Annotated in this window: 14 protein-coding genes; 3 read left to right on the plus strand and 11 right to left on the minus strand. The window is 58.5% G+C overall.

What is annotated here, in order from left to right; translation table 11 throughout:
• Positions 1–102: 102 nt before the first annotated feature.
• On the minus strand, positions 103–267 hold the full coding sequence (locus tag ABEA08_RS12340; protein ID WP_345335626.1) for a hypothetical protein: 165 nt from the start codon (positions 265–267) through the stop codon (positions 103–105).
• Positions 268–654: 387 nt separating this feature from the next.
• On the opposite strand from ABEA08_RS12340, the gene ABEA08_RS12345 reads away from it, so the two are divergent.
• Positions 655–978, plus strand: a complete 324-nt coding sequence (locus ABEA08_RS12345) for a hypothetical protein (RefSeq protein WP_345335627.1) — start codon at positions 655–657, stop codon at positions 976–978.
• 183 nt (positions 979–1161) lie between these two features.
• Positions 1162–2286 (plus strand): acetyltransferase domain-containing protein, encoded by a 1125-nt coding sequence (locus ABEA08_RS12350; protein WP_425557366.1) that lies wholly within the window; start codon positions 1162–1164, stop codon positions 2284–2286.
• A 316-nt stretch (positions 2287–2602) separates the two neighbouring features.
• Here the strand turns inward: ABEA08_RS12350 and ABEA08_RS12355 are convergent, their stop codons facing one another.
• The 4 genes from ABEA08_RS12355 to ABEA08_RS12370 all read right to left on the minus strand — a co-directional run bounded on the left by ABEA08_RS12355 (position 2603) and on the right by ABEA08_RS12370 (position 4874).
• Positions 2603–3439 carry a helix-turn-helix domain-containing protein gene (locus ABEA08_RS12355; protein ID WP_345335629.1) on the minus strand — a complete coding sequence of 279 codons (837 nt, stop codon included), beginning with the start codon at positions 3437–3439 and terminating at the stop codon, positions 2603–2605.
• Positions 3440–3568: 129 nt separating this feature from the next.
• Entirely contained in the window at positions 3569–3964 is a 396-nt protein-coding gene (locus tag ABEA08_RS12360; protein WP_345335630.1) for a VOC family protein, read from the minus strand.
• Between the two features lie 72 nt (positions 3965–4036).
• Positions 4037–4468: a GyrI-like domain-containing protein gene (locus ABEA08_RS12365; protein ID WP_345335664.1), complete on the minus strand. Its 432-nt coding sequence runs from the start codon at positions 4466–4468 to the stop codon at positions 4037–4039.
• A 16-nt stretch (positions 4469–4484) separates the two neighbouring features.
• Positions 4485–4874: a MerR family transcriptional regulator gene (locus tag ABEA08_RS12370; RefSeq protein WP_345335631.1), complete on the minus strand. Its 390-nt coding sequence runs from the start codon at positions 4872–4874 to the stop codon at positions 4485–4487.
• 291 nt (positions 4875–5165) lie between these two features.
• Here ABEA08_RS12370 and ABEA08_RS12375 point away from each other — a divergent pair, with 291 nt between their 5' ends.
• Positions 5166–6374: a MalY/PatB family protein gene (locus ABEA08_RS12375; RefSeq protein ID WP_345335633.1), complete on the plus strand. Its 1209-nt coding sequence runs from the start codon at positions 5166–5168 to the stop codon at positions 6372–6374.
• A gap of 166 nt (positions 6375–6540) precedes the next feature.
• Here the strand turns inward: ABEA08_RS12375 and ABEA08_RS12380 are convergent, their stop codons facing one another.
• The 6 genes from ABEA08_RS12380 to ABEA08_RS12405 all read right to left on the minus strand — a co-directional run bounded on the left by ABEA08_RS12380 (position 6541) and on the right by ABEA08_RS12405 (position 14748).
• Positions 6541–7959: a sulfatase-like hydrolase/transferase gene (locus tag ABEA08_RS12380; RefSeq protein WP_345335634.1), complete on the minus strand. Its 1419-nt coding sequence runs from the start codon at positions 7957–7959 to the stop codon at positions 6541–6543.
• Positions 7960–8316: 357 nt separating this feature from the next.
• The gene (locus ABEA08_RS12385; RefSeq protein ID WP_345335635.1) at positions 8317–11427 is read right to left on the minus strand and encodes an efflux RND transporter permease subunit; all 3111 of its coding nucleotides are present in this window, start codon (positions 11425–11427) and stop codon (positions 8317–8319) included.
• The gene (locus ABEA08_RS12390) at positions 11424–12494 is read right to left on the minus strand and encodes an efflux RND transporter periplasmic adaptor subunit (RefSeq protein WP_345335636.1); all 1071 of its coding nucleotides are present in this window, start codon (positions 12492–12494) and stop codon (positions 11424–11426) included. The genes ABEA08_RS12385 and ABEA08_RS12390 overlap by 4 nt, the downstream gene beginning before the upstream one ends.
• 332 nt (positions 12495–12826) lie before the next feature.
• Positions 12827–13321, minus strand: coding sequence for a hypothetical protein (locus ABEA08_RS12395; RefSeq protein WP_345335637.1), 495 nt, complete (start codon positions 13319–13321; stop codon positions 12827–12829).
• 291 nt (positions 13322–13612) lie between these two features.
• Positions 13613–14278 carry an HAD family hydrolase gene (locus tag ABEA08_RS12400; protein WP_345335638.1) on the minus strand — a complete coding sequence of 222 codons (666 nt, stop codon included), beginning with the start codon at positions 14276–14278 and terminating at the stop codon, positions 13613–13615.
• Complete coding sequence (locus ABEA08_RS12405) at positions 14275–14748, minus strand: Lrp/AsnC family transcriptional regulator (protein WP_345335639.1); 474 nt, start codon at positions 14746–14748, stop codon at positions 14275–14277. Before ABEA08_RS12405 ends, ABEA08_RS12400 begins: the two co-directional genes overlap by 4 nt.
• Positions 14749–14783 lie beyond the last annotated feature (35 nt).

Here is a 14783-nt window from a genome sequence, read left to right on the forward strand (position 1 = left end):
AGCATCATGGGGCTCGGCTTCCTTGTCGAACTTTTCTTTTTGGCGATTGATCAGATCGCACAATGGAAGCCGAGTTCCCTCCAAATCTGAGAACTCAGTGATCTACATTTCGGAACAGTTATTTAGGCCTAAGGTCAACATCCGCACCAAGTGGTTTTTCCAGGTCATGGTTTTGACCTCAACCTGGCTGACTTTGCTGAGTGGGTAATGATCTTTTTTAACGTGCAGCATGTGCTCTTTTATCGCAATTTCATATGCTTGATACATGGTTACTTCCTTTGTCTGCACATGTTGAACATCCGGTGTTGATTGGGAATAGGCTAAAAGTGAATTAAAATCATGTAAAGTTGATTTTAACTTCGAAAGACACCCAAGATCATGACTGTTCAATACAGCTTTGAAATTTGAATCATCAATGGCTGCTGCGAGGGGCGGATTGTTCTTATGTAGGGGGGCTTAGCGAAGCGTAAGCCACCGCCTTCCCTCTCTCGGAGTCGTGATCTGCCAACACTTGAAAGCCGGTAGGTTACGTCGCTGCGCGGCTAACCAACCCTACAAACTTAGAAAGACACCCAAGATCATACCGGTGAAAGTGAGTGCGAATAATCACCGGCTTGTTTATACTGCGCGGCCGAAATTCTCTGTTCTGATCCCATGAAACCCTATCGCCTGATCGCCCTCTTGTTGATCTGCTGGACCGCTTTGCTGGGCCAGAGTTTGGCGATCTTGCAGTTGGCGGAAGTGGGGCATCAGAGCGGGCATGAGGCGCACTTCGCCTCGGGTTCGTTAGAGCAGCACCAGCACAATGGCTGTCTGAGTGAGCGCTTGGTCGGCCAATGCGGGTCAACGCTGGTGCCGGATTGTCTGTTGGCTGCCAGTGTGCCTGTTCCTGTCTCTGTAGTAGAGCGTCCGAATGTCTCTGCGTTGGCCAGTGAGCGTCCCCAGCCAGCCAGTCGTGGCCCTCCCTTTGTTGTGTGAATTGCCTAGGGTTTAGATCGCAAGATTTAAGCTGTATCGCTTGTGCACCTGCGTCTCGCAGTGGTGTGCAATGGCTGGATCCGCACTCGGCTCTAAGGGGCCGCAAAGGGTAATGTTTTGACTGTTTCCAATATCAATGCCGGTGCTGCGCATGCACCGGGAGCCTCGCTGGCTCAGCCCAAAATGCGCTTAGCGTCGATTGATGTATTGCGTGGCATGGTGATGCTCATCATGTTGCTTGATCACGTACGTGAGCGCTTCTTCTACCAGTATCAGGTGTCGGATCCGGTGGATCTGGACGTCACTGAGCCGGGTCTGTTTTTTACTCGGATCCTGGCCCACTTGTGCGCGCCTATCTTTGTCTTCCTGACCGGCTTGTCGGCTTGGCTGTACGCCAACCCGGCCAACGGTGGCCAGCGTAACGCCAGCAGCTTCTTACTCAAGCGCGGTCTGTTTCTGCTGCTGATCGAAGCCACGCTGGTCAACTTCTCTTGGTTCGGCTACTACGAAACCTTGTACCTGCAGGTGATCTGGGCGATCGGCATGAGCATGATTGCCTTGGCGGCGCTGTGTCGTCTGCCTCGAATTGCGGTTGCCCTGTTGGGTTTTGCCATTGTCTTCGGCCACAACCTGCTGACGCCGATCAGCTTTGCTCCCGGCGAGTGGGGCTTTGTGCCTTGGACCATGCTGCACGACGCTGACTTCCTCTGGCGTGGTGAGCCACTGGCCATCAAGGTGTCCTATCCGGTGCTGCCTTGGATCGGCGTGATCCTGCTGGGCTATGCCTTAGGCCCGCTGTTCAGTCGAAATGTGGATGCAGCGACACGCCAGGCGACTTTGGTCAAACTGGGTCTGGGCGCTTTGGCGCTGCTGCTGGTGCTGCGTGGCTTCAACCTGTATGGCGAAACCCTGCCTTGGCTGGCGGGTGAGAGTTTCATCGATAGCTTGATGTCGTTTTTGAACTTCACCAAGTATCCGCCGTCACTGAACTTTGTGTTGCTGACGGTAGGCTTTGGCCTGCTTTGTCTGGCGGTGTTTGAGCGACTGGATACCCGATTCAGCCGTGCACTGAAGGTGGTCGGCTCGGCCCCGATGTTCTTCTACATCCTGCATCTGTATGTGCTGTTGATCGGCTATCGCGCTGCGCTGGCGCTGTTTGGTGCCAACTATGGCGATCTGTTCGCTTTTGACTCGCTATGGCAGATCTGGGCGCTGACCCTGCTGCTCGCACTGGTCCTGTATTGGCCAACAGCGGCGTTTGCTCGCTTTAAGCACAGTAGCCAGTTGGCATGGACCAAGTACTTCTAACGGCCCGTTGTTAAAGCCCCTGCAGAGACGCTCTACGGGGGCTTTTTGCTGTTAAGGGGCGGCAGTGAGGTGATGTGCTTAAGCTCAAGGGGTAAGGTTTATTGAAACTCCCCATGGCCCGATCGGGGCGTCCGCTGCCGCCCGTTGATGGGCATCATTGTCTGGCGTAGGGCAGTATTAGCGCGGCTCTTTGCGCGTAATCTGCCATGCGATCTCAAGGAAAAGACGGGCCGCATTTCAATGCCCCACCTCATGGCGGATCATGCTCGCTGCGCGGCTAATGCCGCCCTACGCTTGACTGCCCTGCGGTATCGCATCAGCTCCTTTCAAAATCCCCATAGATATCAATGGTGAAATCCCTTTGTTTGGCGTATTTCCCCGGCGTCGTGCCCAGCGTGCGCTTTAGATAACGGATCAGGTGAGGTTGATCGCTAAAGCCAAACTGCACGGCGATGGCGGCCCAGTCGATGTCGGCTTCGGCCTGCTGATAAAGCGCTTCGAGCAAGGTATCGAGGCGGACCATTGACTGATACTGCTTTAAGGTGAGGCCGGTGACGCGAGCAAAGCTGCGCTCCAGTGTGCGCTGGGAGCAATAGAGCTTGTCGCCCAGCTCTCCGACGGGGGTGTCCAGCAGCAGCGGCAGGGCGGCGCTGGTTAGCTTGCTGTGCTTGTCGGCCTGGGCACGGGCAAACCAAGGCAGCAGTAGGTGCTCCATTTGGGCGAAGAATGCGTCGGGCTCGGCAGCGGCGCGTGCCACCAGGGCGTCGGCCTCGATGGGCTGGTGCAGGGGCAGGGTGTCGCTGGTGACGACCTGTGTGTCATCCAACCGCGGCGCGTCGACGTCCAGCCCCAGGGCATAGAGCGCACCGGGGTGGAACTTGACCGCGGCGATCTGAAAGTCGCGGGAGTGATCCATGATCAGGGTGCGGACATGGGGGTAGAGCCAGTGGCTGCCCTGGCCCTGCATCTCCTTCGAACCGGCATGATAGTAGTAGCGCTGAGCCGCCGGGGCGAAGATCAGGTGGGCGCTGGGATCCGGATTTAGCTTGGGGAAGTCGGCGTTTTGGCCGGCGCGATCGCGGTCGATAAACCAGTAGCATTCGACGTATCGGGCGATGTCGGGGTGGGAAGGGGTATGGATCCAGTTTTTCATTTCGGGTCGCTTGTGGCTGCGGATGGTGGCAAGTTAGGTTCAGGAGCATTGGGCGCGCTGGTGATCCCCGACTTTAGCAGATCTCGGGGATCATAGGTCTGAACGCCTGAGGGGAACAGCTGAATGCACTCAATCCGCCTGGGTCGGTTGCAGTAGATCCCAGCGGTTGCCGTATAAGTCCTCAAACACCGCAACCGTACCGTAGGGCTCCTCTCTTGGGGTTTCACTAAAGGCGACGCCCTTGGCTTTCATCCGCTCATAATCGGCCCAGAAGTCGTCGGTTTCGAGAAACAGGAACACTCGGCCCCCGGTTTGATCGCCGACAAACTGGCGCTGGATGTCGTTACTGGCCTGAGCCAACAGCAGTTGGGCGCCGCCACCGGGGGGCGCCACCACGACCCAACGTTTGTGCCCCTGCGGCGTATCTTCCACCAGCTTGAAGCCTAGATACTGGGTATAGAACTCGATGGCATCGTCGTAGTCGGCGACCACCAAGGCGATGGTGTTGATGCGCTGCTGGCTCATGCGTGGCTCTCCTGTTGCTAACAAAGCTTGCTCTGTGGACTCAGTGTGGCTCAAAAAACCGGTTCAGATCGCTCAGTTTTGTGCGGGCTTGAGTGGGAACTGCAGCTCGGTCAGGTAGTTGTCCGGATTGCCCTTGAACAGCATGCCTGAGCCCTTGAGGTAGATCTCGCGGCTGGGACCGGCCAAGGTGCGATTATGCTGGTGCAGATAGCGAAACAGCGCGGCGTAACTGTCGCTGATGCTGTCGTAGCTGCCTTTGTGGATCAGGCAAGCAAACTCGCCGCCTTGCAGGGTTTGGTATTGCAGGGGCACCTTGGGGCTCAGAGGCTTTTTCACCGGCAGGCAGGTGCCGATCTGCGCGTCCTGCTCTTTGTATTCGCCGTCGTAATAGCAGTTCATGGCGCTGCCTTGCGCATGACGCCCGGCTGCGCGGTAGAGTTTGCCGATGGCCTTCCCCGTGTCCTGATAGCGGCCTTCCCCGTGTCCTGATAGCGGCCTTGCCAGCGCAGGCTTATGACGTCTAGGGGGGCAGGGTTTTGAGCTCGATCTCTTGGTTTCGGATCATGGGTCTCTCTCTGGTTTCGATCTGGATAAGCGTGTCGATGGCCTTAGACACCGCAGTGAGCTGACGGATCTCGCTCTGCAGACGGCGTTGTTTCTCCCGCATAAAGGGCAGTAACTCGCTGTCGTGCTCACATTCGGCCAGCAGTTGTTGGATCTCCGCCAACGAGCAGCGCATGGTTCTGAGCGTCGTTATAAGCGCAGCCCGCTCCCGATCTGACTCGCTGTAATAGCGATAACCGGTCTCGGCGTCGACTTGATTGGGCACCAACAGGCCTTTGTCGTGGTAGAGGCGCAGGGCTTTCACAGTCAGTTGCGAGAGCCGGGAAAATTCACCAATGCTGTACATGCTCTGATCTCTTATGGCTTGGATCGCATTTGTGCCCGGTTTGGTTGGGCGACGCTATCCAGACTAAGGGCTGCCCCAAGGGGAGGGTCAAGCGGCGGCGCTGAATGATGGGGCGATCATACCTCGACAAGGCGCCGCTTCGCGTCTGGGCATGAAGCGGTGTGAGCCAAAGGCGTCAATTAATTGCGTCCAATCCCACGTCTCTGCGTCTTAACAGTCATCAAATCATGAGAACGAGCCGAAATCGCCCATGGCGGCCTGCCGGTTCGGCCAAGGCGCAGGAGTCTTTTTATGTCCGTTTTTGATCGCGAAACCCAAGTGAAACCCGCTCAGAACAACCGGTTTATTAAGCACGACACCAAGATGCTCGACTTTATCTATGGCACTGAAAAGGTGCAGCCTTTCTGGGTGGCGGACATGGATTTTGCCGTGGCCCAGCCCATCACCGATGAACTGCATCGGCTGGTGGAGCGGGGCGTGTATGCCTATGAATTTAACAGTCAGGGCGTCTATCGAGCGTTGAGTCACTGGTATCAACATCGCCATCAGTTGACGCTGCAGGCCGATAATTTTGTGATGGTGCCCGGTGTGTTGTCCGGCCTGTCCTTGGTGCTGCGTGAACTGACCGAAACGGGCGATGGCGTGCTGATCCAAACTCCGGCCTACCACCAGTTCGACAAGCTGATCCGTGCTGCGGGCCGCACCGTGGTGACCAATCCGTTGAGCCGGGTCGATGCCGAATATCAGCTGGATCTGGCCGATATGGAGCGCAAAATCATCGAGCAAAACGTTAAGGCGCTGCTGCTGTGTAACCCGCACAATCCTACCGGCCGGGTCTGGCGTCGTGATGAGCTAGAGGCCGTGGTGGCATTGGCGCAGAAGCACGATGTCTGGCTGGTGAGCGACGAGGTGCACAGCGACATCATTTATGGTGACCACCGTTTCACCAGCGTGATGGCGCTGGGGTATGAGAAGAGCATCGCCCTGCTGGGCTCGCCGGCCAAAACCTTCGGCATGCACAGCATCTCAAACGGCTATATCTATACTGGCCATGAAGCCATGCTGGCGCGGTTTAAATCCGTGGTGGATGGTCAATATCTGGGCCACGGCAATGCCTTTACCACCTTTGCCACCATCGCGGCATATGAGAAAGGTGAGGAGTGGTTGGAGGATCTGCTGGCCTACCTAGACAGTACGGTCAGCTGGATAGCGGACTTCGTGGCCAAGCAGTTACCCGGCGTTCGGATGTTTAAGCCCGAGGGCACCTATCAGATCTGGTTTGATCTCTCCGGCTTGGATCTGAGCGATGACGCGCTCAAAGCGCTGCTGATCGACGCAGGCGTGGGACTGACGCCGGGCGGCTGGTTTGGTCAGGATTTTGCCGAGCCGGGCAAGAGCCCCAATCAGTACCAGCGGATGAACATCGCCACGCCAAGGGCCAACATCGTTGCGGCGTTTGAACGCCTGGCCGCGGCGGTGGAAGCGCGTCGGATCGGCTAGTGACGGGCCTGGAATGCAAAAAGCCCCACAGTGTGGGGCTTTTTCGTCTGTGTTGCCGTTAACGGGTCGCCGGTGAGCCGTTATTAACGTAACGACTTCGGCTGTTCGTTCCGCCTTTGATGCGCGGCGATAGACTTAGCGGCCATGCCGCGCTGCGTCGGCTCGATCAGTCTTTGTGTTTGCCGCGGTAGCCGACCCGGGTGCCGAACGCCGGGTTCCAGCCGAAGCGGGCCGGTTCATTCAGGCTTTGCCAGCGCTCAAACTCTTTTCGCATGTTTTCAGCAACTTCCGGATACTGGCGGCTGAGATCCGTGGTCTCAGCCGGATCCTCTGAGATGCGATACAGGGCTTGAACTCGACCGCCTTTCTGGTGGCCCCGATATAGGGTGTTGCGGGTGTCGACCCATTTCCATTCGCCGTTGCGAATGGCGCTGTTGGCCGCGGTTTGCCAATAGAGAAAGCGTTCCTCTAACTGCTCAGTCTGACCGCTGGCGTAGGGCAGCAGGTTGACCCCATCCAGTTGCCACTTGGGATCCGGCTCGCCGATGGCGGCATTGAGCAGTGTCGCGCTGATATCGATGCCAGTCGCGGGCGAATCCAGCGTCACCCCTTCCATCACGACTCCTTTCCACATCATCAGGTACGGGACTCGGAGCCCCCCTTCATAGGTGGTGCCTTTGATCCCCTTGTGGGGCTTATTGCTGGAGTGCGGGTAGCCTTCGCCGCCGTTATCACTGGTGAAGAAGATGAGGGTGTTTTCCAGCATCTCCTCCTCCTCCAGTTTGTCGAGCAGATCGCCGATGGTGTTGTCCATGCTGTGCACCATGGCCACGCTGGTACGGCGGGCTTCATCTTCGATGTGCTCAAACTTGGCCAGATCCGCTTCGGTGGCTTCCATCGGTCCGTGCGGCGCGAGGTGCGCCAGATAGAGGAAGAGCGGCTGGTCGCTGTCTTTATGGCGATCGATAAAGTCGACGGCTTCGTTGCCAAAGGCTTGGGTCAGGTACTCGGGGAAGTTGGCGACCCGTTCACCGTCTTCGCGGTAGATCGCCGACCAGGGGGCGTCCCAGGTTTGGTTTACCGGGCCAACGAAGTAGCTGGCGGCGCCGTTGTTAAAGCCAAAGAACTCTTGGAATCCGCGGTTATAAGGCCAGTATTCCTGCTCATCGCCGTCGTGCCACTTGCCGATATGGCCGGTGACGTAGCCGGCTTCGCTAAGGTAGTTACCTATGGTTTGTTGATTGAGCGGGATCCCCATGCCCTCTTCAGGATCACGGGCGATGGGACCGATGTTGTCGAAGTAACCAAAGCGATGTTGATAGCGTCCGGTGACAAAACCGGCACGGGAGGGGCCACAGACGGCGTGCTGTGCATAGCCCTGAGTGAAGGAGACACCCAGGGCGGCGATCCGGTCGATATTGGGGGTTTCAAAGTCCCCCTCGCCGTCGGGGTTGTAGCTGACGTCGCCATAACCGAGATCGTCGGCCTTGATGACGATGATATTGGGCCGTTCGGTTGCCAAGGCTGAGCCAACACTCAGGCTGAGCAGGGTGAGTCCGGTGGTGATAAGGGAGGGAAACTGCATCTTGGTCTGTGCCTTATTGTTATTGTCAGGCGGGCCGGGCATAGCCCCAAAAGAAACCTAGGCAGCATGTTGTGTCGCCGGATCCGGTTCGTCAATGCCTGGCGCTAAGCGTTTGTCAGAGTGTGAACTGTGTTTTGTGACACACCTGGTGACAGCGCAAGGCTCAGTCCGCTGATATTGAGTGCAAAACGATCCTGATTGGCAGGGGAGTGGATCTCCCTTTAGTCCTGGTTGCGTGCCGCAAAAGGGGGATGAAGGCAAGTGGCGCGCCATGTCGCCATTGTTACACGGAGAGCCTGACTCGGTGCGCTGCGGCACTGAGCCAGGACTCTCTGGGACGGTTCAATTGCGTGACACTCAGTGCTGGCTGCGTCCGAGCGGGTGGGCGTGTTCCAGCTTGGCCAGCTTCGCCGCTTCATCGCCGGGAGAACCGGTACGACCGGCCAGCAAGGCGTACAGGCCGGGGATCACCACCAGCGTCATCAGGGTGGCGATGAGCACACCGGAGAAGATCACAATACCGATCGCCGAACGTGACTCGTAACCCGCGCCACTGGCCAATATCAGCGGAATGGAGCCGGCCAGGGTGGTGATGGCGGTCATCAGGATGGGGCGCAGTCGTTGGGTGGACCCGTCGATAATGGCTTGCTCAAAGGCGATCCCGCGGTCGCGCAGCTGATTGATGAATTCAACGATCAGAATGCCGTTTTTGGTGGCCAGGCCGATCAGCATGATCAGCGCGATCTGGGTGTACACATCCAGCTGCAATCCCATCAGCAACAAGCCACCAAAGGCGCCGGTGAGCGCCAGTGGCACGGTGAGGATGATCACCAGAGGATGCACAAAGCTTTCAAACTGTGCCGCCAACACCAGATACACCACGCCAATGGCCAAAGCGAAGATCAGCGCCATCGAGCTGGAGGAGCGTTTGTATTCCAGCGACTCGCCCTTGTAGTCAACGGTGGCTTGGTTGGGCAGTTCGGTCTGGACGATCTGCTCCAGATAATCCAGCGCCTGGCCCAATGAGTAACCGTCGGCGAGATCGGCCGAGATGGTGATGGCTTTGCGCCGGTTGTAATGCTTCAGCGCGCTGGGCTGGCCCTCCACGACGATGGAGACCAGGGTATCGAGCCGGACCAACTCGCCGCTGTACTGGGAGCGCAGATGGATGTTGGCCAGTTCGGTGATGCTGTTAAAGGCGCTGCGCGGGGCACGCACGTGGACATCATACTCCTCGCCATTTTCGATGTAGTTGGTGATATCCCGCCCGGCCAGTACGGTTTCCAGCGTGGTGGCGATCTCCGACACCGGGATCCCAAGCTCATGGGCGTAAGCCTGGTTGATGGTGGTGCGCAGTCGTGGCGTGGTTTCATCGTAATCGCTGTCGAGATCGAGCAGACCCGTGTTGTCCGCAGCGAGGGTGATGACTCGGTCGGTCCACTCTTTGACTTGCTCATAGTCGCCGCCGCCGATCACCAGTTCCACTGGCGATCGGGCCCGGCTGCCGAAGCTGGTCGGCACCATCGGCAAGATCCGAAAGTCGGCCATCGGCGCCAACTGACGGCGGATGTCATTGCCGACCTCAAACACGGTTTTATCGCGCTCATCCCAGTGCACCAAATCGATGATCAGGATGATCTCATGTTCGCCACTGCGGCCGGGGTTACGCACCGCCATATTGGCGATCGGACCGTGCGGCGCCAGCAAAGGTTGCATGCGTTGCTCGACTTCATCCAGGTGGGGTTGCATGGCGGCAAAGCCGGTGCCCTCGGTGCCGCGCACCATCACAAACAGACGACCCTGATCCTCCCTGGCCACAAACGACTGCGGCAGCCATTGGTAGCTTTGGCCGATAAAGCTGAGGCTGAGCAGCACCAGCACCACTGCGACCCAGCGGTGACGGATAACGCCGTTGACCAGGCGGCGGTAACCGTGCTCCATTGCCGCAAAGGCGCGCTCGATCAATCGGTGAAACAGGCCGGGTTTGACGTTCAGCGAGAGCAATCGACTGCCCAGTACCGGCCCCATGGTCAGGGCGACGATGCTGGAGATGATCACCGCTGCGGCCAGGGTTACCGCGTACTCTCGAAACAGCAAGCCGATGGTGCCGCTGAGTAGGGTAATGGGCACAAACACCGCCACCAGCACAGTGGTGGTGGCGATCACCGCCATACCGACTTCGCGGGTGCCGCGATAGGCGGCCAGCATCGGCGGCTCGCCTTGATCGATGCGGCGGACGATATTCTCCAGCACCACGATGGCATCATCCACCAACAGGCCCACCGCCAAGACCAGGGCCAGCAGGGTGATGAGGTTAATTGAGTAGCCAAACAGCGCTAGGACGGCGAAGGTGGCGATCAACGAGACCGGGACGCTGACCGCGGGGATCAAGGTGGCGCGGGCGCTGCCTAGGAAGGTGTAGATCACAAGGATCACCAAAATCGAGGTGATGGCCAGTGTGGTGTACACCTCGCCGATGGCGCTTTCGATGAAGATGGAGCTGTCCGACAGTGGCACGATGGCCATGCCTTCGGGCAGAAACGGCGTCAGCCGCTCCACCTCAGCTTTGATGCCATGCACCACGTCCAGCGTGTTGGCCTGAGACTGTTTGAGAAACTCCATCATTACCATGGCGCGGCCATCGACCCGCAAAATACGCTGGTCGTCTTTGGCGCCGGTGGCGACCGTCGCGATGTCAGACAGGTACAGATTGGAGCCGTCGTCGTTGCGGCGGACAATCAGGCGATGGTAATCCTCCACCGTCAGGTAACTGCGCTCAAGGCGCAGTGTATAGCTGCGGGCATCGTCGGACAGGCTGCCCGCTGGCGCTTCCAGGTTTTCGCTGCGCAGCGCCGATTCGATGTCACTGACCGTCACATTGCGGCTGGCCATGGCGACCGGATCGAGCTGCACCAACAGGGCGTAGGGTTGCTCACCGCGCAACTCAATGGAGCTGACGCCATCGAGCAAGCTCAGCGGTTGGACAAATTGACGTTCGATGTAGTCGCTCAGCTCTACGGCGCTGAGGTTGTCGGAGGACACGGCGTAGCTGATCACCCCGTCGCCATCGGCGTCGCTTTTCTCTACGGTGGGCGCATCCATGTTGCTGGGCAACTGACGCTGGGCTTTGGCGACGGCATCGCGAACGTCGTTGGCGGCCGCTTCCAGATCGCGACTGGCCTCAAACTCCACTTTAATGCGGGCACGTCCCTCGGACGCGGACGCGTCAATGCTGCGCAGGCCATCGATGCCGGAAAGCTGATCTTCAATGACCTTCATGACCCGGGATTCCATGATGTCGGCGGAGGCCCCGGCGTAGTTGGCGCGGATGGAGACAATCGGCGAGGCGACGTCCGGGTATTCCCGCAGTGACATCTGGCTGAAGGCCAACACCCCAAAGACGATCAGCAGCAGGTTGATGACGCAGGCAACGACGGGGCGCTTAATGGCCAGATCGGACAGGATCATGACGGCGCTCCCGGTACGTTCGCCGCTTCACTGCGCAGATCCTTCACCTTGTTGCCATCGCTGAGTTTGCCGACTCCGGCACTGACCACCTGCTGGCCCGGCTGCAGGCCGCTCAGCACCTGGGTTTGACTGCCCTGGCTGGTGCCCACTTCGACGGCGATCTGACGGGCGGTGTCGGTGTCGTCCACCACATAGACATAGGCCTGGCTGCCTCGGTAGAAGATGGCACTGGTGGGCAGCACCAGGGTGGACTCGCCGCCGAGCATCAGATCAATTTGGGCCAGCAAGCCGGGCCGCAACTCCTGGGTCTTGTTGTTCAACTCAGCGCGGATCAGTACGTTACGGCTTTGGGGATCGACGGTGGGATCGATGCTGCTGATCTCGGCCGCAAAGTGACTCTCTGGCCAAGCGGCAAAATGAAGCTGAAGCGGTTGCTTCAGCCTGAGCTGGGACAGGTACTGGCTGGGCAGGCTGAAATCCAGGTAGAGGCTGTCGAGATCGGTCAGGCTCAGTAACGCTTCGCCCCGTTGGATGTATTGGCCGACGCTCAGTTGGCTCAGTCCCAGCACACCGGCAAACGGCGCTTCCAGGCGGTAGTGCGACAGGGTCACATTGGCCGCATCCACCCGGGCCTGTGCGATCACCACCTGCGCTTGTTGGGCGCGTAGGCTGGACGCGGACACCGAATTACTGGCTCGCAATTGGCTGAGTTCCGCCAATTGACGCTGGTCATCCTGCAGGGCCGCTTTGGCCTCAGCCAGTTGGGTTTGCGGCAAACGATCGTCGATCTGTATCAACAGCTGTTGTTGTTCGACACGCATGCCATCGCGGATCTGTAATTGGCTGATCACCCCTTCGGTCTGGCTGATCAAATCTATCTGATTGCGGGCATGGACCGTTCCCAGTGCCTGCAGGCGATTGCCCCATGGCTGCTCGGTCACGGTGTGCAGCTCCACGCCGATCGCAGAGTCAGGGCCCGGACCGCGGGCCTGCGTCGGCAGTGCCAGCGCGAGACTCAATAACACGGGCAGTAGCAGTAAATGGTGGAGCGAACGTAGTGTCATCATATCGGTTGCCGGATCAGCTGTGGCCAGGACAAGTATTAAGCGTATGATATAACAAGGATATAAATTTATATGTAACAAGCTGTCGCAAGCCGTACAGCGTGTTCATCAAGGTATGAAAGACAAGCGTGAGCGGCCGGTTTCGGCTGCCGATGGTGGGCTCTGGGAGCGAGGCGTTAGCCACAGCCATAGCCTAAGCCCACATTAGGACCCAGCTGCGAGCGATGGGCCGGCGGTTGGCCAGCGCCAAAGTTCGGGGAAGCGGCTTCTTGAGCCTCACTTCGTCAGGCCTGGCTGCTCTGTTCGATTGGATGTCATGCCGGCATTGAGGGTGTTTATTTGCCCTGTCTGAGCCCGACCAGGATCATCATGGGCACCAATATGCCGGCAATGACGCCCGCCCACAGACCCTTAAACACGGAGTAGGTGCCGGGACTGAAGGTTTCAACGCCGACTATCCATAATCCGAGCAGGGTGATCGGTGCGAGGATCAACATACCCGCGCCGCCAAACAGTAAACCGTTTTTGAATAGGGAGCGGGGGAAACGTGCCAGCAATGACATTAAGGGGGCGCCGGTGTTGAGCGCGACCGCATCGCGCTTGCCTGCGCGGACCTTTTTGCGCTGCACAGCGATCATGATCAGGGTGACGATGAAGGGCATCAGAAAGGCGGTGGCGAGCAGATCGCCGACGAAGCCTTTGTCGCCGCCCCAGATCAAGGTTTCACCGCCTTTGAGCAGCATCCAGCTGATCCCGGCATTGAGGACCACATTGAGGAAGACATTGAGTGCGACGTCTTTTTTAATGTGGGTTTTGGTCTGCTTGCTCATGCACATGGTGTGCTCTCCCTTAGGTTTATGCCTGTAGACTGGCAAACCCCGGATCCGGCTTCATCATTCGAACAGACGATGTCGGCGCAAATTTCAATTGGGCGCGGCGGCATCGTGGCGTTGTCCGTCATCAGCTACCGGTGCGGATCCGGTGGAGGGGCTTGCGGGCGGGTGGGGCGCCCGCGAACACGGGCTGTCGAATAACCCTGATGATCCTCATCGAGCGTTGCCGTTTTTCCGTTCCAGTGAGGTGGTGATCTCGCTTGAACGGAGGCGCGTCGTCAAGGGCGCTTATTCGCGCGAGCCGCTCTCAAGCAGATCTTGCGCTAAAACGTCGGCCAGTGATGGCAGCAGGGCATGGGCGTGGCGGCGCACGTCGTCGGCGGGCGTCTGCCTGTCCGGCACCATCACCGCCCGACAGCCTGCGGCAATGGCGGCGCGCATGCCGTTGTTGGAGTCCTCCAGCGCCAGTGTCTGGCCGGGGGCGACGGCCAGTTGCTCACAGCCGAGCAGGTAGCAATCCGGTGCCGGTTTGCCGTTTTGCACCGAGTCGCCGCAGACGTGGGTATCGAATCGGTGCAGGTAGTCACTGCCGGCAAAGTTGTGCTCCACATCCGGCCAGTGGGAGGAGGTAACAAGAGCTCGCTTGATCCCCCGTTGGCCTAGCGCCTCGAACAGGGCTTCGAATCCGGGCTGGTATTGCAGCCCTTGCTGACGCAGCCGGTGAAAATGCGCGTCGCGATCCCAGCGGTAGCGCTCGATATCCAGTCCGGGGCCCAGTTGCTCGATGATACGCGGCTCGAAATGGGCCCGCTTCATGCCGATGGTGGAGCGGTACAAAGCCAGATCCAGGCTGCGCCCCTGCAGTGTTGCCGCGTGCTGCCAGGCCTGTTCAAAGTGAGCTTCGGTATTGAAGATCAGCCCGTCCATATCAAACAGTACGGCGTGAAGGCTCATGACTCGCCCCGGCTCAGATCGATGGCGGTTTCAAATTTGACCGTGCGCAGCGACACCGAGGTGTGGAACTTGCGGATGTTAAAGTCGGTGCGCAGGGTGTTTTCGACAAAATCTTCGTAGGTCTGAATGTCTTTGACGCAGACAATAAGCATAAAGTCGTAGCTGCCGGATATTTGGTAGCACTGGGTGACTTCCGGGGCTTTGAGGATGGTCTGACTGAACAGGCGGTAGATGTCGGCCCTGTCCCGCTCCATCTCGATGGAGACGATCAGCGTCATGCTGTTGCCGGCCAACTCGGGATCCACCAGCGAGACGTCCGCTTTGATCACCCCGCCTTCGCGCAGCCGTTTGACCCGTTTGAGGCAGGCCGGTGGCGACAGACCCACTTCGGCGGCCAGCTCGATATTGGCGATCTTATTGTTACGCTGCAGCTGCACTAAAATACGCCGATCCAGACGGTCTAATTCCACATTTCTCTCCGGCAGTAAAATGGCCACTCTAATTT

It is taken from the genome of Ferrimonas pelagia, from assembly GCF_039543565.1.
Lineage (GTDB): Bacteria > Pseudomonadota > Gammaproteobacteria > Enterobacterales > Shewanellaceae > Ferrimonas > Ferrimonas pelagia.

What these genes read in the sequence shown, in the direction of transcription:
- ABEA08_RS12340 (WP_345335626.1), bottom strand. Translation starts at nt 267, where the DNA reads ATGTATCAAGCATATGAAATTGCGATAAAAGAGCACATGCTGCACGTT.
- ABEA08_RS12345 (WP_345335627.1), top strand. Translation starts at nt 655, where the DNA reads ATGAAACCCTATCGCCTGATCGCCCTCTTGTTGATCTGCTGGACCGCT.
- ABEA08_RS12350 (WP_425557366.1), top strand. Translation starts at nt 1,162, where the DNA reads ATGCGCTTAGCGTCGATTGATGTATTGCGTGGCATGGTGATGCTCATC.
- ABEA08_RS12355 (WP_345335629.1), bottom strand. Translation starts at nt 3,439, where the DNA reads ATGAAAAACTGGATCCATACCCCTTCCCACCCCGACATCGCCCGATAC.
- ABEA08_RS12360 (WP_345335630.1), bottom strand. Translation starts at nt 3,964, where the DNA reads ATGAGCCAGCAGCGCATCAACACCATCGCCTTGGTGGTCGCCGACTAC.
- ABEA08_RS12370 (WP_345335631.1), bottom strand. Translation starts at nt 4,874, where the DNA reads ATGTACAGCATTGGTGAATTTTCCCGGCTCTCGCAACTGACTGTGAAA.
- ABEA08_RS12375 (WP_345335633.1), top strand. Translation starts at nt 5,166, where the DNA reads ATGTCCGTTTTTGATCGCGAAACCCAAGTGAAACCCGCTCAGAACAAC.
- ABEA08_RS12380 (WP_345335634.1), bottom strand. Translation starts at nt 7,959, where the DNA reads ATGCAGTTTCCCTCCCTTATCACCACCGGACTCACCCTGCTCAGCCTG.
- ABEA08_RS12385 (WP_345335635.1), bottom strand. Translation starts at nt 11,427, where the DNA reads ATGATCCTGTCCGATCTGGCCATTAAGCGCCCCGTCGTTGCCTGCGTC.
- ABEA08_RS12390 (WP_345335636.1), bottom strand. Translation starts at nt 12,494, where the DNA reads ATGATGACACTACGTTCGCTCCACCATTTACTGCTACTGCCCGTGTTA.
- ABEA08_RS12395 (WP_345335637.1), bottom strand. Translation starts at nt 13,321, where the DNA reads ATGAGCAAGCAGACCAAAACCCACATTAAAAAAGACGTCGCACTCAAT.
- ABEA08_RS12400 (WP_345335638.1), bottom strand. Translation starts at nt 14,278, where the DNA reads ATGAGCCTTCACGCCGTACTGTTTGATATGGACGGGCTGATCTTCAAT.